The organism is Nostoc sp. FACHB-892 (assembly GCF_014698795.1).
Lineage (GTDB): Bacteria > Cyanobacteriota > Cyanobacteriia > Cyanobacteriales > Nostocaceae > Nostoc.
In genome coordinates this window covers 1-24,281 of sequence record NZ_JACJTR010000010.1, presented here as the reverse complement: position 1 = coordinate 24,281, position 24,281 = coordinate 1, and the positions used below count along the sequence as shown (strand labels likewise).

The window sequence follows — 24,281 nt, the reverse complement described above, 5'->3', positions numbered from 1 at the left end:
AGGGAATGCATTAGTAAGAAACTCTGCTTCAAGTTAATATAGAGGCGGAGTATCATTGCCTGTATTTTCAGCCTCTGACGGGGAACGAAAATTCGAGGGATGCGTCTAACTTGAGGAAACCACGCACACTATGACCTCTTGTATTTCACGGAATTAAAAATAACTAAAATTGTTTACTTAGCCACACTTATTAATTTGTATTTTAGCATAAAATCATCATTATTTTACATCCTCCGGAGGATTACAACTTTATTTTGTAATTATATATATTCCGATCGCACTAGGTCACGCTTACAAATGAATCGGGTTGCTCGCCGTTGTGTTTCTTACTTGCTGTGTTTGGGATTAGTAGTCGCTTTAACAGTTTTTTCACCCTCTTCACCACCAGTTTATTCCCAAAAAACACGTGCTTTAACTACAGAAATTCGCGGCGTTTGGATCACTAATGTTGCTAGTGGTGTACTATTTGTACCTTGGGGTATTAACCGTGCTATAAGCCAATTATCGGCTCTCAACTTTAATACAATTTATCCTGTAGTTTGGAACCGAGGACATACTTTTTATAAGAGTGCTGTAGCTAAAATGACTACAGGCTCAGATACTCAACCTTTGCTAAATTTCATGCACGGTGGACAGGATGTTTTAACAAAGATAGTAACACTTGCTAAAAATAAAGATTTGAGAGTGATACCTTGGTTTGAATACGGGTTTATGACGCCGCATTATTCACAATTAGCAATGCGTTATCCCGACTGGCTGACAATTGGGCAAGAAGGTATAAAGTCTACCCAAGATGCCCCACCAGAAGAATTTGATAATATTTTACTAAGTAAGTTAGCCTGGCTGAATCCCTTACATCCACAAGTGCAAGAGTTTATGCAAGAGCTAATTTTAGAAGTAGTCAGAGATTACAATGTGGATGGGATTCAGCTTGATGATCATTTTGGGATGCCTGTACAGTTTGGCTACGATCGCTTCACTATAGAACTTTACCAGCAAGAGCATCAAGGCAAAAGTCCCCCAACTGATCCTTTTAACTCAGAATGGATGCGTTGGCGGGCAGATAAAATTACTGATTTCATGGCAGAAATCTATCAAGCTGTAAAGGCAGTTAAACCCAAAGTTAAAATATCTCTGTCTCCTAATTATCAAGCTTTTGCCTACAAATACTATTTGCAAGATTGGGAAAATTGGGTAAAAAAAGGTTTAGTTGATGAGTTAATTTTGCAAGTATATCGGAATGACAAAAACTCTTTTATCGCTCAACTAGAACTTCCATCTATAAAATTGACTCGAAGTCTAATTCCTGTAGGTATTGGCATATCAACGGGAACGGCGCATAATCCTGTGAAAATCGCACAAATTAGAGAACAAGTTCAAGTAGTGCGCGATCGCAATTTTGACGGTATCTCCTTTTTCTACTGGGAGAGTCTCTGGGGTTACATTGTACCGGAATCACCCCAACAGCGACGCAAAGCTTTTCTTGAGATGTTTAATGATAAAACTGTCAAACTATTAAAACCAAAGAAACTTTGATGCCATTCGCGCCTGGAAATATTATATTTACCTTTACATCGCTGTGGACTTTTGCTACTTTTGGCGGGTTTTTATTAAGTTTACTCTTTATTGAAGTTGGCGAGAAGCCAGATATTGGGGTAGTAGAAGTGGCTATTGGCTCAATTGCGATCGCACTTCCTCAAGGTTGTCTTCTCAAAGAACCTATATTTTGTATCAGGTGGATTTTGTCAAGTCTTTTAGGTTGGAGTATCATCACCTTTATCGGTATTGGTGCGGTGGGTTGGATTGTACCTAGCACTCAGATTCTTCCCTTGAGAATCCTTTCTGGGGCGATTTATGGGGCACTTGGCGGCTTGGGGATCGGATTGGCACAATGGTTAGCAATTCCCCAGCCTGTGGCGTGGCGATGGATATTTGTCTCTTCGGCAAGTTGGGCTGTTGCTCTCCCCGTGGGTTCTGTTTTCGGGATGATCTTACGCCATCTGACGCAGTTATTCTTCGGTGAGGTTATGGGATTAGCTATCACTTGGCTGCTGGTTGGTATCCTCACCGGAATGAATGCTCATAAATTGCGAGCGTGAGTTTCCATTCCCTTGTTCACACCGATATGATACTGAGCTTTGTCGAACAGTCGAATCCCCATCTGATATTAGGGACTTCCAAATAAAAAAATAATCAATCGCTTTGGTGAGCAGGGGGAGCAGGGGGAGAAGAAATCGGACAGTCGTATTGGACGCACGAATTGAGTAATTTAATTTTTGGATGTCCTTTATCCCCCTGCCTCTTGGTTGAACTGAGGATGAAATAGAAGATCCTTTGGATCTTTTATTGTATCTTTCCATTCCCCACCCTCGCCAACAAGTTTATTAAGAATTGTAAATTTAATTGGTATAACTTGGTGATTGCACCTAGATATATGCAAAAATCTTGAAAAACCGTTCAAAAATCATTAAATTTGCCCTAACCTGCAAATGTATTTTCGCCTTCAAAAAGCAGGATTTGTTAAGCTGACTCCTATTAGCTTTCCTAGATTTCTGACAAGAAGTAGAGAAAGATTCAAATTTCGATGAGCAACAGCTGACAATACTTTGCTATAGGCGCTAAAGTGCATCTACTACAAGCATAGCGACAAGAGAGCGCCTAAAACAGTCAGTAATACCAGACAGGGACTCTCGCATGAATAAAAATCCAGCAGAATCAACTATGGAGTTGAGAAAATTATCGCCTCCTCAGATTATCTTCGGCACAGAAGTAGATGATCAAAGCAGTAGTGAGCAGTTTCTACTGAGCATATACGATTCTGTGCAGGCATCGATATTTGTAGTTGATGTTCTGGAGGACGGAGATTTTCGCTATGTGGCACTTAATCCCACTCATGAACGGTGGATAGGCATTCGCTCAGATGATCTTCGGGGCAAAAAACCAGAAGATATTCTCTCTCCCATCGATGCTGCTAAGGTGCGTCAACACTATGCTGAATGTGTGCTGTTCGGCAAAACTATTTCTTATGAACAATGTTTGCAATTCCAGGGAATTCCTACTTGGTGGAGTACGACTCTCACGCCACTTAGGGATGCTAACTCCCGGATTTATCGACTGATTGGTACTAGTAGCAATATCACTCTTGTGAAGCAAGCCCAAGAAGCAGTCGAACTCCAACTTCAACGGGGGCAACTGCTAGAAGCGATCGCCAGACGGATTCACCAATCTGTAGAATTAGAGACAATTCTGCATCAGACAACAATTGAACTGCGACAGTTTTTGAATTGCGATCGCGTCCTCATTTATCGCTTTGAGACTGATGGCAGTGGAGTAATAATTGCCGAATCAACTGTGACTGATCCACTGTTGGGAAAAAACATCACCGATCCCTGCTTGGGTAGCAAACATCGAGAACACTATAAGCGAGGTTGCATTCAAGTTGTCGAAGATATTTATACAGCCGACTTGCATCCTTGCCATATAGATTTTCTTGCATCTTTGCAGGTGAGAGCCAATCTAGTGGTGCCGATTTTCAAAGAGCAAGATATGTGGGGGCTATTGATTGCCCAGCATTGCCGCCAATCGCGTCAATGGCAGCAAACAGAAACTGACTTGACTCTTCAATTGGCAACTCAAATCGGCATTGCTACCGGACAGGCAGAACTTCGTCAGCAGTTCAAGGATCTCAAAGCAAAGTTAGAATTGCAAAAACAGAAGCATAAAAATCAGTTGCAGCAGGTGCGAAAGTTTGAAGCCTTGGTGCGACGGATAACAGAACAAATCCGCGATAGTTTCGATGAAAGTCAGGTGTTGCAGACACTCACCCAGGAATTAGCAGAGTTACTAAACCTTGATCGTTGCCAAATTGAACTCTATAGCGCCTGTCAAACCAAGGTTACTATTACTTACGAGTACAGCAAGAACCTACCCCAGTGTAAAGGATTGACTAGGCAGATTGCAGACCGTCTTGAAGTTTATGAGTCGTTGTTGCAAAAACAACCTTTGCAGTTTTTGGAAATTGTGCCTGGATGGCAACCAAACTTGTTGGTTATGTCCCAGATGGCTTGTCCGATTTTTGATACTCAAGGGATTTTGGGAAATATTTGGTTGACAAGACCGACACAAGAGGCCTTTGATGAATTTGAAATCGAGCTAGTGCAGCAGGTAGCAAATGAATGTGCGATCGCTATTCGTCAAGCTCAACTTTACCAACAAACCCAAGCACAGTTTAAAGAATTAGAAAAACGCGATCGCCTCAAAAATCAATTTCTCAGAAACCTCTCACAAGAACTACGGACACCAATAACTAGCATCAGCCTTGCAGTCCAAACCCTCGAAAGCGTCCTCACACCAGCAGAAATATTAGAGATAGAAATAGTTCCACAACTCTTGCAGATTCTGCATAATGAGTGTGCGCGAGAAAGCAAGTTAATTAACGATCTACTCACACTCACATATCTCGAAGCCGAACCCGATCCCCCAACTTTGATTGCCATTGACTTACAAAGCTGGCTTTACCCCATTGTCGAGTCTTTTCGAGAACTCACCAACTGCCAACGACAGCTGTTAAATCTGAGTATTGATCATGCACTCCCGCTTTTAGAGACAGATATCACCGATTTAGAGAGGATTATCACCGAACTACTCAACCACGTCTGCAAATATACCCCAGCAGGTGAGTCCGTCACAGTCTCTGCTCACCTGACAGGGGATGCAATAGAGCTTAATATTAGCAATTCTGGGCTAGAGCTTACCAGCAAAGAACTATCACGGATATTTGAGCCTTTCTATCACCTTTCTAAACATGATCCTTGGAAACATAGCGGCACTGGACTGGAATTGGCATTAGTGCAGAAAATGGTCAGACATTTAGGTGGCTCAATTAATGTAGAGAGTGCAGCCGATCAAACCACCTTCACCATCAAATTCCCCCTTTAACTTGTTTTTTGGGCGTGGCACTAGCTAATTGGTTATAAGTTTGCTATGATGGTTATTCGTGTGGGTGACTAGCTCAACGGTAGAGCAGTAGACTCTTAATCTATTGGTTGCGGGTTCGATTCCCTCGTCACCCACTTTTAAAGTATTTTCACATATAGGTTAACTAATTAGCTGTCACTGTTAACAAGACATCTCCGAAAATGAATGTAGAAACGTTGCAAAGCAACGTCTCTACAAGGGTTTCAGGTAACGCATAATTAATTTCTGGAGATGTCTACAGATTAATTCCCTCTTTGAGAAATTAATGGCACTCCCATTAGGAATTATTGAACAGCAGGTCTGGACAAGAGAACCAGAAAATTTAGGTATAGAGAAAAAACGTCGTCAACGGGAAACGCAACAAGAAGTTCGCATATTGTTCAACTTTAGGTAGAACAATACTTCCAGCAGGCTATGTTTGGGCGGTTGCAATAATATCTTTCGCTAGCAATCTATCTACATACTGATACCAATTCACAAAAATCCTGATATATACACATTTCTCGTAGGGGCATGGCAATGCCATGCCCCTACCAGCTCTGATTCTTCAAACTGATATCATGTCCGCTTGATTGCTTATTAAACCTGAGAACCCCACCCCGCCAAAGCTGTGCTTTATCTCCCTGCCCCTAATCCCCAGAGGGAACCCCAAGTTCCCCGCAGGCGGGGAGGAGTTCTTTTATGGGTAATTTGGCGGACATGATATCACACCTCATTTTTGGGTTGGAGTACTAGTGGGTAAAGTCACCCTTTCAGGTGAAGGCATGCAGACATTAAATACCTATTATCAAGAAAGATTAAGCAACTATGAAGCTAATTATGCGTCTAGTTGTTAGTTTATTAATAAAGATTTAATTTAAAAATTTTAACAACTCTCGATTCCTGCAATTGCCCTCTAGTATTTATGTTTGCTCAATTAAGCATAATTCCCCGAAAATGCACCCTCACGCCTCCTCCCTTGCTCTTAAGGGACAAAGGGGCTGCTTTGGCTTTTTGGGGTACTTTTGCTATGGGCAATTCGACGGACATCATCGTATAACTACAGGCTACTCCAATAAAGCAAGATTCATAGGCTTTTAGACATGGCTACACACATAGAAATTCCTGTTATTGGCAAAGTTAAGTATCCATCACGCTGGCTGATGGGGCTGATAGCAGGGGGTGTCTTGGTTGCTGGTACATTCACAACCTACACCCTGGTAAATCAAGGAACAAACAAAGAAGACATTGCTCAATTAACTGTGCCAGTGGCAGCCCAAAATGTCACTTTGCGGATTACAGCTAGTGGCAAAGTTGTGCCAGTTCAGAGTGTAAATATTAGTCCGAAGAACCCCGGAGTGCTGTCGCAATTATATGTGGAACAAGGCGATCGCATTCAACAAGGGCAAATTCTCGGTCGTATGGATAGCGCCGGCATTGAGGCCCAAAGGAGCCAGTATCGTGCCAACTTAGCCCAAAGTCAAGCACAGTTAGCCGAAGCCCTTGCTGGTAGCCGTCCTCAAGAAATTGCTCAAGCTAGAGCGCGATTGGCACAAGCTCAAGCCCAACTCACCGCAGCTAAGGTTGGTAATCGTCCCCAAGAGATTGCTCAAGCTCAATCCCAAGTGGATGCGGCTCAAGCAAAGGTGAATTACACCAGTGAACAGGTAAAGCGTTATCAATATCTATATAAAGAGGGAGCAGAGAAAAAACAATTACTCGATCAAGCCATCAGCGAAGACAAGAGTGCTAAAGCCAATTTAGAAGAAGCTAGAAAACGATTTTCGTTAGTCGAAAGTGGGACTCGAACTGAGGAAATCGACCAACGCCAAGCCGCTGTGAATGAAGCACGAGCCGCATTGATCCTGCTAGAAGATGGCACCCGTTCTGAAGAAATTGTCCAGCGTCAAGCAGCAGTTGCAGCCGCTGAAGCTCAATTAAAGGGCGTGCAAGTGCAGTTGGACGAGACTATTATTCGCGCTCCTTTTTCGGGAATTGTGACGCAAAAGTATGCTAACGTGGGCGCTTTTGTGACACCCACAACCTCGGCTTCTACTAGCGCATCGGCAACTTCCAGTTCAATTGTCGCTGTAGCACGCGGTTTAGAAGTATTAGCTCAAGTTCCTGAAGCCGATATTGGCAGAATTAAGCAGGGACAGCAGGTGGAAATTGTTGCTGATGCCTATCCGGATCAAGTTTTTAAAGGTAATGTGCGCCTGATTGCTCCCGAAGCAGTGGTGGAACAAGGCGTGACATCCTTCCAGGTGCGGGTTGCTCTCGATACTGGCACAGATAAACTGCGTTCTGGCTTAAATGTGGATCTGACTTTTTTGGGCGATCGCGTTAATAATGCCTTAGTATTACCAACAGTCTCAATCGTCACCGAAAAGGGTCAAACTGGCGTACTTGTACTAGATGCAAACAATAAACCCCAGTTCCGCGAAGTTACAGTTGGCGCACAAATCCAAGACCAAACTCAGATTTTAGGGGGAGTTAAAGAAGGCGATCGCGTTTTTGTGAACCCACCCAAAGATTACAAAATTGAAAAGGCAAAAGAACAGAATAATTCGTAATTCATAATTTAAAACATGAATTTTTTAGAAAGTGTCCAAATGGCGGGGAAAACCCTGCTATCAAATAAACTGCGTAGTGCCCTAACAATGCTGGGTATAGTTATTGGCAACGCTTCAGTAATTGCCATGATTGGCATTGGTGAAGGTGGGCAAAAGTACGTTAATAAGCAGCTGGAGTCATTAGGTCCAAATGTGCTATTTGTACTACCAGGTAATCGAGAAACTCAGCGTATCTCCTTTGAAGTGCCAAAAACTTTGGTGTTACAAGATGCGGAAGCGATCGCTTCTCAAGTGCCAACAGTAGTAGGAGTTGCGCCAGAATTAAATAGAAGACAGGTAGTTACATATCGTAATAGAAACACCGATGTTAACATCATTGGCACAACTCCCAGTTTCATATCTGTGCGGGATTTTGAAACTGATAAAGGCAGGTTTTTCAGCGATGTAGACATCAAGCGAAGTAACCAAGTGGTGGTGTTAGGTGGAGACTTGGCAGAAAAACTATTCGGTAGTAGTAACCCAATAGGTGAGCAATTGCGAGTTGGAAATACCAGTTTTCAAGTGATTGGGACGTTAATAGCCAAAGGTTCCAGTGTGGGAGCAGATTATGATGATGCTGCTTTAATACCAATTACAACTTCAGCAAACCGACTTGTGGGAAAGAATTCTCCCTATGGTATCGCCTTAGATTACCTCGTTGCAGCCGCTCGTGATTCAGAGAGCGTAGATGCAGCAGAATTCCAAATCACTAATTTGTTGCGTCTACGGCACAAAATTAATGGTGAAGATGACTTTACTATTCGTTCTCAAAAGGATGCTTTGCAAACTGTCGGTCAAATTACAGGTGCATTGACAATTATGTTAGCTGCGATCGCTGGTATATCGCTGTTTGTTGGCGGTATTGGCATTATGAATATTATGCTTGTCTCCGTCACCGAACGCACCCAAGAAATTGGATTAAGAAAAGCGATCGGAGCAACTGAACAAGATATTTTGCTCCAGTTCATTATTGAGGCAGTGATAGTTTCCGCAGCTGGCGGTTTAGTTGGGACTGCGGTTGGTATCAGTGGCATTCTATTAGTGGGAGCGTTGACTCCTTTAGAAGCAAGTCTTTCTCCTGTAGCGATTAGTATGGCAGTTGGTGTCTCTGGTGGGATTGGTTTATTTTTTGGCGTTGTTCCCGCACGTCGCGCTGCTAAACTCGACCCCATTGTGGCTTTAAGAAGTGCTTAGTAATGGGGATGGCGAAACTCAATCTTCTTGATTAGGTTGAGGTAAAGAGATATTTGGTAAATAATTCACTAATAACTAAATTCTTATGACAAACACTATTTCAATTACCGATTCTCTAGTTCCCAATCCCATCCCTAAATCAACAATTATTCGTTTAGAGAATATTTTTAAAATTTATGGCAGTGGTGAAACTGAAGTTAAAGCACTCGATGATGTGAATTTGACTATCCATAAGGGCGAATATTGTTCAATTATGGGGCCTTCTGGTTCAGGCAAATCTACAGCTATGAATATTATCGGCTGTCTAGACAGACCCACAGGCGGACATTATTATTTAGATAATATTGATGTAGCGCAAATGGATGATAAATCCTTGGCACACATCCGCAACAAAAAACTGGGGTTTGTATTCCAACAATTTCATTTATTGCCCCAACTAACAGCATTAGAAAATGTGATGCTGCCAATGTTGTATGCTGGTGTGAATTCAAAAGAAAGAAGCGATCGCGCCACCGAAGCATTGACACGAGTGGGTTTAGCAAATCGCCTCAACAACAAACCAACTCAACTATCTGGTGGACAACAACAAAGAGTAGCGATCGCACGAGCCATTGTCAATCGTCCCGTGGTACTCTTAGCCGATGAACCCACCGGCGCACTTGATTCACGCACAACCCAAGAAGTATTGGATATTTTTGGCGAACTCAATACTAGTGGAATTACTGTAGTCATGGTAACTCATGAACCAGAAGTTGCTCGTCAAACCCAGCGCATTGTTTGGTTCCGTGATGGCCAAGTAGTACACTCGAATCTGACAGCATCTGACTTGAGTCAGCTGGCTGTCTCATAAATTATTTAAAGTCCGCATTACCCTTAGCGTTCCCGCAAGGTAGGCGGACTTTTTTTGTGTTGTGTATGTAACCAAGCCACGGCGGATTACAAACTTGGCGTTTTTCCAGTTTCTGCTTGCGTCTCAATCGGCTTAACATCGGTGTAACCCACTTCACCAGCTATTGTTCGGAATACCGAAATTTGCTCGTCAAAATCTAGTCCTTCAATTTGGGAAATCAGATCATTAATTGCCTTAGTTGGCTCGTAGCTAGCTGGTAAGTCAACTACCGTATCGCCCATAGCTACCGCCCAAGCATACCAAACTAAAAGCTGGTTATTTTCTTTTATCGCCCCATAAGCACGGGAATATTCTGTGTCTTTGCGGTTAACAATATCCCGCATAATATCTAGTTGTTGCTCATCTGATAACTCAAAATAATCTTTTAGCAGAAGTGGTGCTAACTCAGGTTCGGCCGCAGCAGGAGCAGCTGGTGTGATAGAATCGCCCATTTTTTTATAAACTAAATAGAACCAGGCTAATTTTGCATCGGTATCTAAATTGTTAAATGCATCTACCAAATTTTGGGATTCATTGCTCTGGGCTTGAGAAATACTTTTATCGTAACTTGCAGTCATAATTTTATTTCCAAGGGAATTTTACACGCCAAACTAAGGCTTACCAAAGTTTGAGCATCAGATTCTACTATCAAGAGAATGAGTTATATTAATTGCAAATTACAGCTTTAATCTATCTTTTAATAGAGGTAAAGTCTCTCCTAAAGGAGCATGGAAAGATTTAATTACTTTGCTATGCTCTTTCAAGTAAGCAATAAAAATTTAACCTAAGGATTTTAATTATGCCTGATGAAGTAAAGCCCAATGTTAATGAAGCTCCCACTCATGATGCTCAATTAGCTGCCGAAAACATAGCTAGTGGTGAAGAAAAAGCACCAAAGGTCGATTTTGATGCTGATTATGCAACTGCACAACAATTCAGCGTTAGTGAAGTTGATCGCACAGGTGAAGGCGCAGCAGCAGCAGAAGCAGCTACTGCACCTAAATATAAAATCTCTCAACCAGAAGAGACAACAACTCAAGCGCAGTCAACTGGTAACCCTGATGATTTTGCTGAGTTAGCAAAGGAAGTTGGGAATTCTAAGACTCAGGGTGTAACTAATGTCAGTGATGATTTAGTCAAACAAGCTTTGGAAAAAGGTGAACGGAAGAATTAAGTTTTCCTAATATCTTGCTATTTTGTAGGGTGGGGATTGATATACATGGCCCACCCTACTGTTTTGCCAAATCGCCAATAGTTAAGATTTTCACTATTAACTTTTAACTATTGATTAATTAATGACTATTCATCACTTCTAGTAGTTCACTAGGTCGCTGAATTAAATAATCTGGATTTTGCTTGGCTAGTACTTCCGGTGAATTAAAGCCCCAAGTTACTGCAATTACTTGAATATTTGCTTTCTTTGATGCTTCAATATCTCTGGTTTCATCTCCAACATAAATAACTTCTTGAGGTTGGAGTTGATTTTGCCTTAATACATTATTGATTATGGTTGTTTTACCAAAAATCGTAATTCCTGAGTAAATAAAATCAAATAGGTGATTTAAATCATTGATTGTTAAAAATTGTGTCACATTGTCTTTAGAATTAGAAGTGATAATTCCCAGTTTATATCCTTCATTTTGGAGTTCCGTTAATGCTTCTTTAATTCCCGGAATTGGTTTTAATTCTGGGATTTTGTTTTTTAATTCTCCTTTAACTTTTTTAACTAAAAAAGGTATCTTAAATAGAGAAACTCCTGAGTACTTAATAATTTCCCTAGATGTTAAGTTTTTAAGAAAGGATAATTGCTCTGGGCTTATTTGTCTATAACCAAAGTCTACAGCTAGACGATTGGCAATACTTACAAGGGCATCTACTGTATCAGCAATAGTCCCATCAAAATCAAAAATAATTACTTTCGGGGTCATTATTTCGCCTGGATGCGTCAAGATTAGCTAGGGCGTTGCGTCGTAACATTTCTGGCTTAATCCGCCGCAAGGCAGATGCTGGAAATCGTTTGTCCCACTCCTGATCTGAGATTTGGGCTAATTCTAGCAGTTTGGGAGCAATATTCCCAGAATAAGGCTGAAACTCTTCAATATCGGTTGTTTGGGAAAAACGTTGATTCCAAGGACAAACATCTTGGCAAATATCACAACCAGCAACCCAGCCTTGTAAATGAGGTGTAACTGTCTGTGGCAATTGCTCTGCCCGATTTTCAATTGTATGATAAGCGATGCAGCGATTAGCGTCCACAACAAAAGGTTGAGTAATTGCACCTGTAGGACAAGCTTGAAGACAACGAGTACAGCTACCGCAGTGTTCTGTGTGCGGGCGATCGCTCTCTAATTCCAAATTAGTCAACACTTCTCCCAAAAATACCCAAGAGCCATATTCTCGTGTAATCACATTACCATTTTTGGCAATCCAACCAATTCCGGCAAGTTGAGCCAACACCTTATCTTGTACCGGGCCAGTGTCTGCATAATAACGAGCTAATACACCTTTATCAAGTGATTCTAGCCATATGGCTAGCTGCTTGAGTTTTTTATGCATCACCTTGTGGTAATCCCTTCCCCAGCCATAACGAGAAATTTTGGCGTATTCCTCGCCTTCTGGACGTTGATGTGGAGTGTAGTAATTTAGCGCCACACATATTAGCGATCGCGCCTCTGGCATAACTAAGCGAATATCCTGGCGTTTTGGGTTAGCCATCCATTCCATATCAGCGTGATAACCCAGTTCAATCCATGCTTTTAACCTCTGTGCTTCTGTGGCATCTACCCTATCTACACCAGCAATTTTAACTTTGTGAAAGCCCAACTCGCTGGCTTTTTCTTTTACGACATTGCTGCTTATTACGGAATACTGATTCATTTTTTTATCTGGATTTTGCCTACATAAAGGCATTTTTATTTTACATTAGGTAGTCAATACTTTATAAATATTTGTTGCTTATCAGCTTTTTTGGTATATTGACAACTTATTGAGACTTTATATGTAATATCCCCGCACTTCAGCCGGGGCATATAAGCGAATAGCTGAATAAATTCAGCATTGCCGTAGTGATTTAGTTACTCATTAACTGAGTGACGGTAGAATATACCTAATTTCTAATCTTCATAGCTTCAAAAGCCTAACCATGACGATGCATTCCACACTCCAACGTGCATTTAATAACCGCCGCGTTCTAAAAGTGATTAGCGGTTTGAATAACTTCGATGTCGCTAGCGTCGCCGCTACCGTTAAAGCTGCTGAATTTGGTGGTGCTACTTTTGTCGATATTGCCGCCGATCGCGCTTTGGTACAATTAGCTAAAAGTTTGACAAATTTACCGATTTGCGTGTCAGCAGTAGAGCCAGAGAAATTTGTACAAGCTGTGGCAGCTGGTGCTGATTTAATTGAAATCGGAAATTTCGATTCCTTTTATGCTCAAGGACAACGCTTTGAGGCTCCAGAAGTGCTAAAGCTGACTAAGCAAACCCGCGCTCTTCTACCCGAAATCACTTTATCTGTTACCGTTCCCCACATTTTGGAACTAGATCAACAGGTACAGTTAGCAGAAGAACTGGTGAAAGCTGGAGCAGATATTATCCAAACCGAAGGCGGTACTAGTAGTAATCCAGTTCACCCTGGAACTTTAGGATTAATTGAAAAAGCTGCTCCCACTTTGGCAGCAGCTTTTGAAATTTCTCGTGTAGTTTCAGTACCAGTATTGTGTGCTTCTGGCATTTCTAACGTTACCGCACCATTAGCGATCGCTGCTGGTGCTGCTGGTGTTGGTGTTGGTTCCGCCATCAACCAACTCAATAGCGAAGTAGCAATGATTGCGGCTGTTCGTGGCTTGGTAGAAGCCTTAGCGACTGCAAATGCAGTAATGAAATGAGTTAGGAGTTAGGAGTGATGAGTTAGGAGTGATGAGTTAAATGAACTTATTCATTCCTAACTCCTAACTTCAAACTCCTAACTCCTAACTTCAAACTCCTAACTTCAAACTCCTAACTCATAACTTCTTTCAACGCATAAATCACCTGGTCTTGCTGCTGTTGTGTCAATTCTGGGTACATAGGCAAAGATATAACTTCATGGCAAGCTTGCTCTGCTATTGGTAAATCCCCAATTTGATAACCCAGATTTTGATAAACTGGCTGCAAATGTAAAGGGTAGGGGTAGTAAATCATCGAACTCACACCCTGCTCTTGCAATTGACTACGCACCCAATCTCGATATTTGGCGCTAGAACCATTTCGCCCTTCGCCTGATATGCGAATAGTGTATTGATTCCATACCCCAACACCCTCAGGTAATTCTTGGGGCGGGACAATCCCCGGAATTTGACATAGGAACTGGTAGTAATAATTGGCGATATCTCGTCGGCGATTATTCCAAATATCTAAATAACGTAGCTTAATCTGCAAAATAGCCGCTTGGAGAGCATCCAAGCGGCTATTTACACCGATTTCCTCGTGTAAATATCGAATTTTACTACCATGATCCCGTAATATTCGCAGTTTAGTGGCGATCGCAGGGTCGTTAGTCGTTATTGCCCCGCCATCACCGCAACCACCAAGATTTTTGGTAGGGTAGAAACTAAAGCAACCAATATGTCCAATACTTCCTACTTTTTCATCAGCCCAACTTGCGCCTGTAGACTGAGCGCAATCTTCAATTATTGACAAATTGTGAGATTGAGCGATCGCCATCAATGATGTCATATCCACAGGTAGTCCAAATAGGTGAACCGGGATAATCGCTTTGGTTTTGGGTGTAATCGCCGCCGCTACTTGCTCCACATCCAAATTAAATGTAGTAGTATCAATGTCAACGAAAACAGGCTTTGCGCCGACGGCGCTAATCACTTCAGATGTAGCAATAAAGGTGAAAGGCGTTGTAATCACTTCATCGCCTGCACCAATTTCCAAGACTCGTAAAGCTAAGTAGAGCGCATCAGTACCAGAATTACAAGCTACACATTCAGTAACAGTATTATAAGCAGCAAACTGTTGCTCAAAACCTTGGACTAAGGGGCCACCAATATAACGACCAGAAGCCAGAACCTCTAAGACGGCTGCACTTACTTCTGCTTCAATGGTGGTGTATTGCTGTTTGATATCAAAGGCAGGGATAGGATTTACACTTTGGATCATGAGTTCTTATTTTATTGGAAGATACAAAGGATACACTTCGAGAGTCAATTTTTGCTAATTGAATTATTAATCAAATAGGAGCTATTAAAAGACTATCGCCCAAAATACGCATCTATTAGGGTTTTTACTTAAATTGTGGCGCGAGAAACTACCGCATATTTAATTTACAGATAGTAGGCATACTAGGTGTTTCCCATGTTAAATTTGTACCATTTCTGAATTTTGAATTGATAAAGGTGATATATATCAACCAAGATCCAACACATCGGAGCAAAGTTCCTCTTATGTGGGCTGCTTTGAGAGGAAAATACCAGGAGATAGAGAACCCATGCAGGAGCTGATCAAGCTGGATTTGGTAGATTTAGTTATTGCTGTGGGATTGATGGCGATCGCCATTGGTTTATCAGCCTGGGAAAAATTAGGGCTAGAGTTAAACTTAGCCCTTGGTACTGGGAGAACCATCTTACAACTACTTGTATTGGGATACATTTTAGATTTCATCTTGGCTTTAGACAATGCTTGGGCAGTTTTGGCGTTATTAGCAGTCATGCTGACAATTACGGCGATTGTCGCACGAAATCGCATCAGCCAAAAAATTCCTCATGTGTTGCCTTTGGTGTGGGGTGCAATTTTAATTAGTACCGTCCTGACAGTGTTCTATACCAACTTTTTGATCGTTCAACCAGACAGATGGTATGAGCCACAGTATATAATTCCCTTAGCAGGGATAGTTCTAGGTAATGCTACCAATGCGGCTGCGATCGCAGGCGAACGTCTTGTCAGTACTATTAATTCCAGCCATATTGAAATAGAAACCCATTTGAGTTTAGGCGCAACTCCCCAGCAAGCAGTTAGCCAGTATCGCAAAGATGCCATCAGAGCCGGATTGATTCCGACTCTCAATCAAATGATACTTATAGGTATGGTCGCAATACCAGGAATTACCACCGGACAGTTACTCGCTGGTGTCCACCCCTTGGATGCTGTATCTTATGAAATTTTGATTATATTTATGGTTGCTTTCGCTAACTTGTTGACAACACTGTTAGTAACAAAAGGGTTGTGTCGTCAATTTTTCAATTCCGCAGCACAGTTAGTTAGGTAAATATTCATAGACTAAATTGATATCGTAATCCCAATTTTTTCTGAAGTTGTACAAAATTAACTTTGAGGAGATAAGCAACTTGAGCAAATTGTTCTATGCCCTCACAGATGATCGGTATCAATGAAAACCCGTATGGATTTAAAACTTTTTACCTTTCTACTTACCCGCCTAAAGTTCGTGTATAAATTACTTGACCTTGAGAATCGTAGAGAAAAAGGGACAAGTTAGCATTGTCACCAATTACAGCTAAGGCTTCTCGTAAGATTTGCAAGTGATTGGTAACATCAACAGTAGTATCTGAACCTGAGTTCTCAGAATAAGGATTAGCCAAGTTATTTTGCCTGATTTGGTCATATTCAGGGGTTAACCGGACAATGATTCCTGCATTGTCTATGCTAAATGTGCAAATCCGAATTTCATTAATACAGGTTTTATCTAGGTCGGTACGGGTTTGTTGCAAACTACTAACAACTTGTACTTTTTCTTGTGCTTGTTTGAGGGCTACTGAATAAGGTTTAATGAGGGACTGAGCCTGAGTGTAGTACAGGCTATCTTGGGAAATCTGTTTAGCTGTTTGCAAAGCCTGATCCCAGTATGTCGCGGCTGCAAGCCATTGGTTTTGTTGCTCATATACTTTGGCTTGCTTGGCAGTGCTAATGGTTTGTTGGTAGGCTTTAATAGCTAATCGTTCTTTAGTAGCGCGATCGCGTGCTGCTACGAACTTAGGTTTATAATCTGACAAAAGCTTTTCGGCTTCTTGGTATCCAGGGCTAGTCCGGGGAATGCTATTCAAGGCATTAATCGCCACCAGCCAAGTAGACTGCACCTTTTGCCAGTCATTCAAGGATTTAGCAGTAGCTTGTCGGTTCTCGGCTGCATTAGCTACAGCTTTTGCTGCTGTTAATTTCTTCAGCCATTTTTCCTCAGCAAATATTTGCTGATTCAGAGCGTGCAAACGGACACGATAATTAAGTAATTTCCCTTGTACTAGCCCATAGAGTTCACTATCAGGACTTATAATTTCTAGTGGTGCTATAGCCTGTCGCCATAAGTGTTGCCTAGCTTGTAATTCCTCTAGGCTATATGCAGGAGTTTGAGTTTTTTGTGTCGCCAAGGATGCCGTCTGCAAAGCCTTGACCACCTGGTTGATTTTTTCTGACCGTCCAGACAAACTTGCTTTTAGCTCTTCTGATAACTGAGAACGGGGCGACCAACTAGGAATTACATTCAGGGCTGCGCTGGCTGCTGCAAGTTGCTGTTGTAGAGCTACTAATTCTTTTTCAGACTTGGCGCGGCGCATCAGTTGCGGAGATTTTGTTTTTAATTGCTCGGCGTTTTGTATTTCTTTACACTCAGACATCACACAAGGGGGAGCCAAGAAGTAAGCACCGCCGCCCAAGATTATAATTCCCACCAAAGCTGCACCCAATAAGATGAGTTTGATTTGAGATGCTGGCTTTGAAGTCGGCAAATTCGGCGCATATGCAAATGGGTCAAATAGTTCCTCCTCTTCAGCCTTATCAAGTGATGGAGAATAGGTCAGAGCAGATGAAGAAATGGGAGAAAAGTATTGCCCCTCTGCTCCTCTTGCTTCCCCTGCTTCCTCATTTCCCCAGCCTCCCCTCTGTTTCAGAACTAAGAAACATTTGCCATAAGGAACTTGTTCACCAAAAACTCTAAGGAAACATTGCACTCGCTGCTCTCTGTGGGGCGCTAAAGACTGAAGTACCTCCTCAATTACTGCAAAGATGATCTGAGCATCAACTATTACATCTGATTCGTGTTGCGTTAAAATCATTAGCTCGTCTTTATTGACGGCACACTTAACCTCGAAGACTCCAGCCGATGAGACTTCTACAAGTAATTGTTCCTGCAAAGTTTTGGCTAAAAGCTGTAAATCTTCCTGCTGGACTGCTACTTTCATAGAGCTTTCCCGCTCAATTTCTATATTGTTTTGATTATCCTTAAGAGGATGAAATGAACTTTTTAAGTTTGTTGAATGCAAATACACAGTTTAACTAATCACAGCCTGAAAATCTGAACGACCAACTTTCTAACACATATTCTGACTTTTCACCAAAAATAAAAAAGCAATTATGTTCGCACTGCTACATTTTTACAGTAGGAGATGCAAAATTAAATAATCTGTCTTCAGATGTAAATTACAAATAAAAAATGGGAATAATAGAGTCTTTAAAATGGGAATAATAGATTTATTGAGTATTTTCACTGGATTATTTGGGGACAATAAAATACACATGAGTTCATGTGCTGCAAAATTCTAGTTGCAAAGAAGTTGTGCCTAATTTATCCAAAAATTAAAGAAACTATGCTAAGTCAGAGGGTTTTGACAGAAATGGTACTTATCTTCTATGCTAGGAAACTTACTGAAGAGATTAATTATGTGTTGTGGCTCTAGCACCAACAGATTAGATATCGAAATTAATGTGCCTCATTTGCTGAATAAGATAAAATTAACCGTGAAAAATAAATTTTTATAGCTGCCAAAAGCTTAATTCTGAAAGAAAAGTGCTGCAAAATATTAAGACAGCACTAAGCAAAGGCTAGGAAAGTGTAAATATAAGGTGTATCAATGGATCTATTAGAGTATCAAGTTAAAGAATGGTTTGGGAAGATAGGCATTCCTGTATTGCCTTCCCAACGAATTGACCATCCTACAGATTTGAAACGTTTAAAAATTCGCTTTCCAATTGTACTGAAATCTCAAGTACATGGAGCGGAACGGGCAAAAGCAGGTGGAGTCAGGTTTGCGGAAACGACAATTGATGCGATCGCAGCTGCTCAAAATATCTTTAGTTTACCAATATGGGGCGAATTGCCAGAAGTTGTGCTGGCAGAATCGCAATATGACGCTAACCAGGAATTTTATCTAGCGGTGGTTTTAGATACTGCTGTTTGCCGACCAGTACTTTTAGGTTGCAAGGAAGCAAACATCGATTGGGAATCTGCTGGGGAAAAAATGCACTATGTTGTCGTGGAACAGGAATTCTCCCCATTTTATGCCCGACGATTGGCTTTAAAAATGGGTTTGCAGGGGACGCTTATGCAGTCGGTAAGCAGCGTTGTCCAAAAGATGTACCAGTTATTTGTGCAAAAAGACCTAGATTTAGTCGAAATAAATCCCTTGGCAGTCAGTGCTACTGGTCAAGTTATGGCTCTTAATGGTAAAGTCAGGGTCAATCAACGCGCAATCAAGCGTCATCCTGACCTCGCCGAAATGGCGGCAAAAATTATCAGCCGTAATACCAATACTGAAGCCAATGGTATGTTAGGCAACTGGGATAGTCTGAAAATGCACGGCAAAATCGGGATTTTAGGTAATGGTACTGGTTCAGTGTTGGCAACTTTGGATTTAGTCGCTAATGCTGGTGGCAATCCAGGTGTTTGTTTGAATCTACGTCATGCTTTTATTACAGATACTACACCAACTACTTTCTGCGATCGCCTAGAGACAGGTCTAAAAATCCTAGAGGCTGATAACAGCATTCAAGTAATATTAATTAATCTTCTGGGTAACATTCCTCAAACTGAGGAAGTGGTTGAAGTTATAGCCAGAACTGTGCAGCAAGACAACAGTGAACTTCAATCACAGGTTGTACATTCTAATGGTAATAAAAGTCGGCGAGAGCAGAATTTTTCACCCTTAGTTATCCGTCTTGCTGGTTCTGAATTTGATGCTGCTAGAAAGTATTTAGCAACACTAAAGACCCCCAGCGATGCGCTCCTTGTGGTAGAAAATTTAGATGAGGCAGTAGCGGCAGCAATTCGTCTTTCTAAACCAATGGTTAGAAAGAAGTAGTAACTGTGACTTCGTTCCAATTAAAAAATCAAAAATTATTAACTTTTACCGCAAAGCGTAAATTTTTGAATTAAACACCCAAAATAAGGAACTACCAGTTTTTGGGACTAACTAATATTTCTATCTAGATGTGGGTTGACCTACTTTTGGGACACTCAGCCTCAAGGCTAGTTTTTGAAATGTAAAAATTGAAACGGCAATGTAAATATGTCGTTTTTATGCCTAGTGTCTTAGACCACTGGGTTGTCAAACTTACGGTAATTTTTTATGAACCTAACGCCAGACAGCAAAGTGTTAATTCAAGGCTTTTGTGAATTCATATCAGGCACTCATGTTGCTCAAATGAAAGCTTATGGTACGAACTTGGTAGCCGGTGTCAATCCTGGATGTGGTGGGGAGGAAATGCATGAACTGCCAGTATTTGATTTAGTAGAAGAGGTAATAGAACAATTTGGGGTAATTGACACGACTATTATCTGTGTAGATCCTTACGACGTGCTAGATGCGGCATTAGAAGCGATCGCATCTAATATTCGCCAAATCATTATTATCACTGCTGGCGTGCCGCCTTTGGATATGGTGCAATTACTCCGCAAAGCCGAAGCCTGTGAAACTTTGGTAGTCGGGCCAAATAGTCCGGGGATCATTGTGCCGGGGAAAATTCTCTTAGGTACTCAGCCTAACGAATTTTATACCCCTGGTCCAGTGGGGATCGTTAGTCGTAGTAGCACCCTCACCTACGAAGTTGCTTACGAGTTAACAAAAGCGGGTTTAGGGCAATCCATTAGTGTCAGTATTGGTAGCGATGCGATCGTCGGTTCCTCATTTCTCCAATGGTTGCAAATTCTCGATGAAGATGAAACCACAGAGGCGATCGTTTTAGTTGGTCAACCTGGTGGTGGTAGTGAAGAAGCAGCAGCTCGGTACATTACTGAGGCGATTGATAAACCAGTAATTGCCTACATTGCAGGAAGACTTGCACCACCAGGAAAAACTTGGCGTCAAACTGGGACTTTAGCAACGATTATCGGACGCGATCCTAACTTTGGCACAGCTCAAAGTAAATTAGCTGCTTTAAAAGAAGCGGAGGTTCCAGTAGCTGAACGCCCTTCTCAGATTCCAGAATTATTGAGAAAGGAGATTCGCTTATTACAAAAAGCGAAGTAATAATCGAGCTTCCTCTGCCAGTTTTAATGTATGAGTAATAGCGATCGCTTAGGGGCAAATTTTCTTAGAGGAAAGGAAGCGATCGCCACACCTAGACGTAATGTATTATCAAAACAATTGTCAGGGGACGAAGCATTTTTATCCGGCTGTTCATATTGCTGCTCAAGCTAAAATCAAATATTTAGATCACGCAGAGCTAGACGAATTTGCTCCAAACGCCTGCGATTAACACCAAGATCCGACTCTCCCAAGCGGGCTGCCGATCGCAGATGAATTACTGGCTCATTGGCAGGGAAATAAAACTCAACATCATCAATAAATTTGAAGATGCGGCTTTTAGAAAGAGCATGGATGTAATTATCTGTCTGTTCTATAACTTCTGTGCGTGGAACGACGGTGAGAACTTTTAGTAAGGTTTTTCGTGCTGCATCACGATCTATATGATAGGGAATTGGGTCAATGGCGTGTTTGGGATCACCATCTTGACTCACAACACAATTGTCTGAAGCCGGACAAGAACTAAGATGACCATTATCAACTCCCAAACTAGAAGAGGCAGCCCAAGTGGCGGCAGGAAGTATTAAAGTATTAATCAAAGTTAGCAAGATTACAAAAGTGATACTCCGCAGGAGTCGCTTTGCGAAGGCTGTTAGCAGACGAGACATTATAAATTCACTCCTCAAGGTTTGAATAGCACTCAATTATTTTCGGTCATTTCGGGGGGAGCGCTGCAAGTTGCCAGTTCGCCCTCGCCCTATACAGTATCATTCATCTAGCCAGATTCTGAGTTATCTCTGAATCCTGAATCGGTGTTTTAGTAGAGTATCACCCCTTGGTTATAAGCATTTACAAAACTCGTGTAGTCATACTCAACTTGAGTTGCATAGTCCATCGCAAAGTTAATAATTTCGTCTTTGAATACAGCCTTGTTACCGCTAACAATATCAGTCACTTCTTTGTCAACGCTTACGGGAATAATCGCAGCATCATAGTCTTTATCAGAGATTGCATGGTTCTTGGCAACGACCTTCCCCGCATACCCCATCGCATCCATGAATTTTGACTTAGTGGTTAGCAATGTATAGTTAAAGTCAACTTGGTAGGGTGATTTTTCATGCACCATAAAGGGGATAACATTAACGGTAGTGTAGCCAACCAAGGGGTTAGTATTGAAGAGCATTGCTTTAGTAGCGATCGCAACTCTCGCACCTTCTTGGTTCCCGTAAACTGAAGTTGGCAGCAGACCTGGAACTGCGATAGCAACTGCGCTATTACCTTCCTGCTTCATCTCCAAAATGCGATCGTCGTCGGTTCTTGAACTTGGCCCCTCAATCAGTAAGTAATATCGGTACTTACCAAGACTACCAATGCCTGAACCTAATTTTAGCCGAATGTCTTTAAGAGCATAATAACTATTGTTGTAGCGTTTACTGCTAGGAATTGAGGCAATGTAGCTGCTCATAGCCCCAGCAATGTCAGAATAGGTGCTGCTGGATACAGGCTGAAGTTTTGAGGTCGTCTTGAATACTCGATTTTTACTGTTATTTAACTGCGTGTACTTACTTAGCAAGCTAGAACGGTTCTTGTTTGATGTTTTTTGAATCAAATCTTTGACCACACCATTCGTATTGCTAGATTCCAAACGGTATGAGAGTTCATTATTGGTTCCCTTAAAGTCGCTCATCTTGTTTAGATAAGTATCCAAAAAATTACGGACAATATCTTGAGCGTCACTTGAGCTAAGATCGTTCTCTTTGGCTGCCAACAAAATGGACACTGCCATCCGTCGTAAGTCCCAAACGTAAGGGCCAAGATAGCCTTCATCAAAATCGGTGGTGTCAAAGACGTTGTTGTCGTTGCTATCTCTCATCGCTCCAAGATTTTGCAGATGCATATCTCCTTCTAACCATATGGCTGAGGTTGAAGAATTCACAAATCCTGAACTTGGCAAAGTCTGCATATCACGATAAAAAATGTGATCTGTTCCCCGATAAAAAGCAAAAGGGCTAGCCTTCATCTTTTGCATTTTTATTGCCAATTCTTGAGGCAATTGAGAAGCAAAGGGATGATTGTATTGGTAAATTTCATTCTCCACCCAAGTTGAACGGGGAGTTGCAGCTTGAACTGGAGATGCAAACCCCAAAATAAAAATTAAGACAAGTACGATTGCAGATATGTTTCTGAGCATGGCAGTTGCTTAGGTCTAAAAAAATAGACTTTTGTGTAGAGGCAATGATCCAACAACAATTCTCTTACCACCTTGAACCATAGCTTAGAAAGTAAATTAAAGCACAATACAACAACTATTCATGGCAAAGAATTCAAAAAGGTAAAATTATAAAGAACCGTCAGAATGTAATCATGTCAGCTATTCAAACAACTGTGGTTCTTGCGATGACGGCCGATGGAAAAATTAGCGCCGTAGATCCTAAAGCGCCTCGTGATTCCGATCCAGTTGATCAAGCACACCTAGAGTATCAAGCCTCTTTTGCCGATTTAATCCTGGTAGGAGCAGGGACGATTCGGGCTGAGGGGATAACCTATACAATTCGCAATCCCGAACTGTTGGCAGCACGTAAGGTTCGGGGTCAGTCTCCCCAGCCCATTACCTGCGTTGTCTCAGGTTCCCTTGACCTATCCCTGGACTTGGCTTTTTTGAGCCAAGACATTGAGCGATGGATATTTACGACACGGACTGGTGTGGAGCGCAATCCTGATGCAACAACGTTGGAAAAGCTGGCTGAATTAATCGATTTGGGAGAGACAAACCTGGACTGGGATCGGGCCTATAGCTTAATGGCAGAGCGGGGTATTCACAAGGTCATTGTTTTGGGAGGCGGCTCTTTAACAGCTGCTTTAGTAAAAGCAGGGCGAATTGATGATTGGTGGTTGACAATTTGGCCCGTCATTTATGGAGGAAAGCAGGCCCCTAGCCCAGTTGAGGGAGAGGGTTTTCTTCCCAATGCTGCTCCTCATCTCCAACTCGTAGAAACTCGTCAGGTTGGAAGTCAGTTGTTTTTACACTACCGCACGATCAAGTAAGAAGGCGCTGTCAGAATTACGCGCTATTATCATTAATAATAAAAAGCGCCCTCCTTTTGGGGAGAGCGCTTTTTAATAAGAGCGAAACTTCAGAATTAACCGTTGATAGCAGGAGCGCTCAGAGCGACAGGAGCAACATCACCAGCAGCTAAATCTAAGGGGAAGTTGTGAGCATTACGCTCGTGCATTACTTCCATACCCAGGTTAGCCCGGTTGATTACGTCAGCCCAAGTGCTGATCACGCGACCGCTTGAATCAATAATTGATTGGTTGAAGTTGAAACCGTTCAAGTTGAACGCCATTGTGCTTACACCCAAGGCGGTGAACCAGATTCCGATTACAGGCCATG

The 24,281-nt window shown here is 41.8% G+C and carries 21 protein-coding genes, 1 tRNA gene and 1 pseudogene; 15 read left to right on the top strand and 8 right to left on the bottom strand.

Going from position 1 to position 24,281, the window contains the following annotated elements; all coding sequences use genetic code 11:
• Nucleotides 1-297 precede the first annotated feature (297 nt).
• From H6G96_RS15380 to H6G96_RS15350, 8 genes are all read left to right on the top strand, one after another.
• Nucleotides 298-1,536, top strand: a complete 1,239-nt coding sequence (locus H6G96_RS15380; protein ID WP_190912269.1) for a glycoside hydrolase family 10 protein — start codon at nucleotides 298-300, stop codon at nucleotides 1,534-1,536.
• Entirely contained in the window at nucleotides 1,536-2,099 is a 564-nt protein-coding gene (locus H6G96_RS15375; RefSeq protein WP_190912268.1) for a hypothetical protein, read from the top strand. The genes H6G96_RS15380 and H6G96_RS15375 overlap by 1 nt, the downstream gene beginning before the upstream one ends.
• Nucleotides 2,100-2,694: 595 nt before the next feature.
• The gene (locus H6G96_RS15370; RefSeq protein WP_190912267.1) at nucleotides 2,695-4,938 is read left to right on the top strand and encodes a GAF domain-containing protein; all 2,244 of its coding nucleotides are present in this window, start codon (nucleotides 2,695-2,697) and stop codon (nucleotides 4,936-4,938) included.
• A gap of 62 nt (nucleotides 4,939-5,000) precedes the next feature.
• Nucleotides 5,001-5,072 (top strand) — tRNA-Lys (locus H6G96_RS15365).
• 170 nt (nucleotides 5,073-5,242) lie between these two features.
• Nucleotides 5,243-5,371, top strand: coding sequence for a hypothetical protein (locus H6G96_RS42390; protein ID WP_277932924.1), 129 nt, complete (start codon nucleotides 5,243-5,245; stop codon nucleotides 5,369-5,371).
• Nucleotides 5,372-6,059: 688 nt separating this feature from the next.
• Nucleotides 6,060-7,529, top strand: coding sequence for an efflux RND transporter periplasmic adaptor subunit (locus tag H6G96_RS15360; protein ID WP_190912266.1), 1,470 nt, complete (start codon nucleotides 6,060-6,062; stop codon nucleotides 7,527-7,529).
• 15 nt (nucleotides 7,530-7,544) lie between these two features.
• The gene (locus tag H6G96_RS15355) at nucleotides 7,545-8,762 is read left to right on the top strand and encodes an ABC transporter permease (RefSeq protein WP_190912265.1); all 1,218 of its coding nucleotides are present in this window, start codon (nucleotides 7,545-7,547) and stop codon (nucleotides 8,760-8,762) included.
• Nucleotides 8,763-8,847: 85 nt separating this feature from the next.
• The gene (locus H6G96_RS15350; protein ID WP_199326860.1) at nucleotides 8,848-9,612 is read left to right on the top strand and encodes an ABC transporter ATP-binding protein; all 765 of its coding nucleotides are present in this window, start codon (nucleotides 8,848-8,850) and stop codon (nucleotides 9,610-9,612) included.
• An 86-nt stretch (nucleotides 9,613-9,698) separates the two neighbouring features.
• Here H6G96_RS15350 and H6G96_RS15345 read toward each other — a convergent pair whose 3' ends face one another.
• On the bottom strand, nucleotides 9,699-10,229 hold the full coding sequence (locus tag H6G96_RS15345; RefSeq protein ID WP_190729789.1) for an orange carotenoid protein N-terminal domain-containing protein: 531 nt from the start codon (nucleotides 10,227-10,229) through the stop codon (nucleotides 9,699-9,701).
• Nucleotides 10,230-10,450: 221 nt separating this feature from the next.
• Here H6G96_RS15345 and H6G96_RS15340 point away from each other — a divergent pair, with 221 nt between their 5' ends.
• Nucleotides 10,451-10,825 carry a hypothetical protein gene (locus H6G96_RS15340; protein WP_190912264.1) on the top strand — a complete coding sequence of 125 codons (375 nt, stop codon included), beginning with the start codon at nucleotides 10,451-10,453 and terminating at the stop codon, nucleotides 10,823-10,825.
• 118 nt (nucleotides 10,826-10,943) lie between these two features.
• On the opposite strand, the gene H6G96_RS15335 is transcribed toward H6G96_RS15340, so the two are convergent.
• Complete coding sequence (locus tag H6G96_RS15335; protein WP_190912263.1) at nucleotides 10,944-11,579, bottom strand: HAD-IA family hydrolase; 636 nt, start codon at nucleotides 11,577-11,579, stop codon at nucleotides 10,944-10,946.
• Nucleotides 11,554-12,528 carry a tRNA epoxyqueuosine(34) reductase QueG gene (gene queG, locus H6G96_RS15330; protein ID WP_190912262.1) on the bottom strand — a complete coding sequence of 325 codons (975 nt, stop codon included), beginning with the start codon at nucleotides 12,526-12,528 and terminating at the stop codon, nucleotides 11,554-11,556. Before queG ends, H6G96_RS15335 begins: the two co-directional genes overlap by 26 nt.
• A gap of 265 nt (nucleotides 12,529-12,793) precedes the next feature.
• Between queG and H6G96_RS15325 the strand changes: the two genes are divergently transcribed.
• The gene (locus H6G96_RS15325) at nucleotides 12,794-13,537 is read left to right on the top strand and encodes a DUF561 domain-containing protein (RefSeq protein ID WP_190912261.1); all 744 of its coding nucleotides are present in this window, start codon (nucleotides 12,794-12,796) and stop codon (nucleotides 13,535-13,537) included.
• A 112-nt stretch (nucleotides 13,538-13,649) separates the two neighbouring features.
• Here the strand turns inward: H6G96_RS15325 and H6G96_RS15320 are convergent, their stop codons facing one another.
• On the bottom strand, nucleotides 13,650-14,798 hold the full coding sequence (locus H6G96_RS15320; RefSeq protein WP_190912260.1) for a DegT/DnrJ/EryC1/StrS family aminotransferase: 1,149 nt from the start codon (nucleotides 14,796-14,798) through the stop codon (nucleotides 13,650-13,652).
• 328 nt (nucleotides 14,799-15,126) lie between these two features.
• On the opposite strand from H6G96_RS15320, the gene fetB reads away from it, so the two are divergent.
• On the top strand, nucleotides 15,127-15,903 hold the full coding sequence (gene fetB / locus H6G96_RS15315) for an iron export ABC transporter permease subunit FetB (RefSeq protein WP_190912259.1): 777 nt from the start codon (nucleotides 15,127-15,129) through the stop codon (nucleotides 15,901-15,903).
• 160 nt (nucleotides 15,904-16,063) lie between these two features.
• Here the strand turns inward: fetB and H6G96_RS15310 are convergent, their stop codons facing one another.
• On the bottom strand, nucleotides 16,064-17,827 hold the full coding sequence (locus H6G96_RS15310) for a hypothetical protein (protein ID WP_190912258.1): 1,764 nt from the start codon (nucleotides 17,825-17,827) through the stop codon (nucleotides 16,064-16,066).
• 669 nt (nucleotides 17,828-18,496) lie between these two features.
• Between H6G96_RS15310 and H6G96_RS15305 the strand changes: the two genes are divergently transcribed.
• The 3 genes from H6G96_RS15305 (at nucleotide 18,497) to H6G96_RS15295 (ending at nucleotide 21,061) form a co-directional block, all read left to right on the top strand.
• A complete protein-coding gene (locus H6G96_RS15305) occupies nucleotides 18,497-19,723 on the top strand; it encodes a succinate--CoA ligase subunit beta (protein WP_190912257.1) in 1,227 nt (408 codons plus the stop codon).
• A gap of 267 nt (nucleotides 19,724-19,990) precedes the next feature.
• The gene (locus H6G96_RS15300; RefSeq protein ID WP_190912256.1) at nucleotides 19,991-20,890 is read left to right on the top strand and encodes a CoA-binding protein; all 900 of its coding nucleotides are present in this window, start codon (nucleotides 19,991-19,993) and stop codon (nucleotides 20,888-20,890) included.
• A 30-nt stretch (nucleotides 20,891-20,920) separates the two neighbouring features.
• Nucleotides 20,921-21,061 carry a hypothetical protein gene (locus H6G96_RS15295; protein WP_190912255.1) on the top strand — a complete coding sequence of 47 codons (141 nt, stop codon included), beginning with the start codon at nucleotides 20,921-20,923 and terminating at the stop codon, nucleotides 21,059-21,061.
• A gap of 2 nt (nucleotides 21,062-21,063) precedes the next feature.
• Here H6G96_RS15295 and H6G96_RS15290 read toward each other — a convergent pair whose 3' ends face one another.
• Together H6G96_RS15290 and H6G96_RS15285 are read right to left on the bottom strand one after the other, a co-directional pair.
• Nucleotides 21,064-21,555: a DUF1499 domain-containing protein gene (locus H6G96_RS15290; RefSeq protein WP_190912254.1), complete on the bottom strand. Its 492-nt coding sequence runs from the start codon at nucleotides 21,553-21,555 to the stop codon at nucleotides 21,064-21,066.
• Nucleotides 21,556-21,704: 149 nt separating this feature from the next.
• Nucleotides 21,705-23,078: a DUF2252 domain-containing protein gene (locus H6G96_RS15285; RefSeq protein ID WP_190912253.1), complete on the bottom strand. Its 1,374-nt coding sequence runs from the start codon at nucleotides 23,076-23,078 to the stop codon at nucleotides 21,705-21,707.
• 173 nt (nucleotides 23,079-23,251) lie between these two features.
• Between H6G96_RS15285 and H6G96_RS15280 the strand changes: the two genes are divergently transcribed.
• Nucleotides 23,252-23,932: a RibD family protein gene (locus H6G96_RS15280; protein WP_190912252.1), complete on the top strand. Its 681-nt coding sequence runs from the start codon at nucleotides 23,252-23,254 to the stop codon at nucleotides 23,930-23,932.
• Between the two features lie 95 nt (nucleotides 23,933-24,027).
• Here the strand turns inward: H6G96_RS15280 and H6G96_RS15275 are convergent.
• Nucleotides 24,028-24,281 (bottom strand): annotated as a pseudogene (locus H6G96_RS15275) (photosystem II q(b) protein); the annotation flags it as partial.

What these genes read in the sequence shown, in the direction of transcription:
- H6G96_RS15380 (WP_190912269.1), top strand. Translation starts at nt 298, where the DNA reads ATGAATCGGGTTGCTCGCCGTTGTGTTTCTTACTTGCTGTGTTTGGGA.
- H6G96_RS15375 (WP_190912268.1), top strand. Translation starts at nt 1,536, where the DNA reads ATGCCATTCGCGCCTGGAAATATTATATTTACCTTTACATCGCTGTGG.
- H6G96_RS15370 (WP_190912267.1), top strand. Translation starts at nt 2,695, where the DNA reads ATGAATAAAAATCCAGCAGAATCAACTATGGAGTTGAGAAAATTATCG.
- H6G96_RS42390 (WP_277932924.1), top strand. Translation starts at nt 5,243, where the DNA reads ATGGCACTCCCATTAGGAATTATTGAACAGCAGGTCTGGACAAGAGAA.
- H6G96_RS15360 (WP_190912266.1), top strand. Translation starts at nt 6,060, where the DNA reads ATGGCTACACACATAGAAATTCCTGTTATTGGCAAAGTTAAGTATCCA.
- H6G96_RS15355 (WP_190912265.1), top strand. Translation starts at nt 7,545, where the DNA reads ATGAATTTTTTAGAAAGTGTCCAAATGGCGGGGAAAACCCTGCTATCA.
- H6G96_RS15350 (WP_199326860.1), top strand. Translation starts at nt 8,848, where the DNA reads ATGACAAACACTATTTCAATTACCGATTCTCTAGTTCCCAATCCCATC.
- H6G96_RS15345 (WP_190729789.1), bottom strand. Translation starts at nt 10,229, where the DNA reads ATGACTGCAAGTTACGATAAAAGTATTTCTCAAGCCCAGAGCAATGAA.
- H6G96_RS15340 (WP_190912264.1), top strand. Translation starts at nt 10,451, where the DNA reads ATGCCTGATGAAGTAAAGCCCAATGTTAATGAAGCTCCCACTCATGAT.
- H6G96_RS15335 (WP_190912263.1), bottom strand. Translation starts at nt 11,579, where the DNA reads ATGACCCCGAAAGTAATTATTTTTGATTTTGATGGGACTATTGCTGAT.
- queG (WP_190912262.1), bottom strand. Translation starts at nt 12,528, where the DNA reads ATGAATCAGTATTCCGTAATAAGCAGCAATGTCGTAAAAGAAAAAGCC.
- H6G96_RS15325 (WP_190912261.1), top strand. Translation starts at nt 12,794, where the DNA reads ATGACGATGCATTCCACACTCCAACGTGCATTTAATAACCGCCGCGTT.
- H6G96_RS15320 (WP_190912260.1), bottom strand. Translation starts at nt 14,798, where the DNA reads ATGATCCAAAGTGTAAATCCTATCCCTGCCTTTGATATCAAACAGCAA.
- fetB (WP_190912259.1), top strand. Translation starts at nt 15,127, where the DNA reads ATGCAGGAGCTGATCAAGCTGGATTTGGTAGATTTAGTTATTGCTGTG.
- H6G96_RS15310 (WP_190912258.1), bottom strand. Translation starts at nt 17,827, where the DNA reads ATGAAAGTAGCAGTCCAGCAGGAAGATTTACAGCTTTTAGCCAAAACT.
- H6G96_RS15305 (WP_190912257.1), top strand. Translation starts at nt 18,497, where the DNA reads ATGGATCTATTAGAGTATCAAGTTAAAGAATGGTTTGGGAAGATAGGC.
- H6G96_RS15300 (WP_190912256.1), top strand. Translation starts at nt 19,991, where the DNA reads ATGAACCTAACGCCAGACAGCAAAGTGTTAATTCAAGGCTTTTGTGAA.
- H6G96_RS15295 (WP_190912255.1), top strand. Translation starts at nt 20,921, where the DNA reads ATGAGTAATAGCGATCGCTTAGGGGCAAATTTTCTTAGAGGAAAGGAA.
- H6G96_RS15290 (WP_190912254.1), bottom strand. Translation starts at nt 21,555, where the DNA reads ATGTCTCGTCTGCTAACAGCCTTCGCAAAGCGACTCCTGCGGAGTATC.
- H6G96_RS15285 (WP_190912253.1), bottom strand. Translation starts at nt 23,078, where the DNA reads ATGCTCAGAAACATATCTGCAATCGTACTTGTCTTAATTTTTATTTTG.
- H6G96_RS15280 (WP_190912252.1), top strand. Translation starts at nt 23,252, where the DNA reads ATGTCAGCTATTCAAACAACTGTGGTTCTTGCGATGACGGCCGATGGA.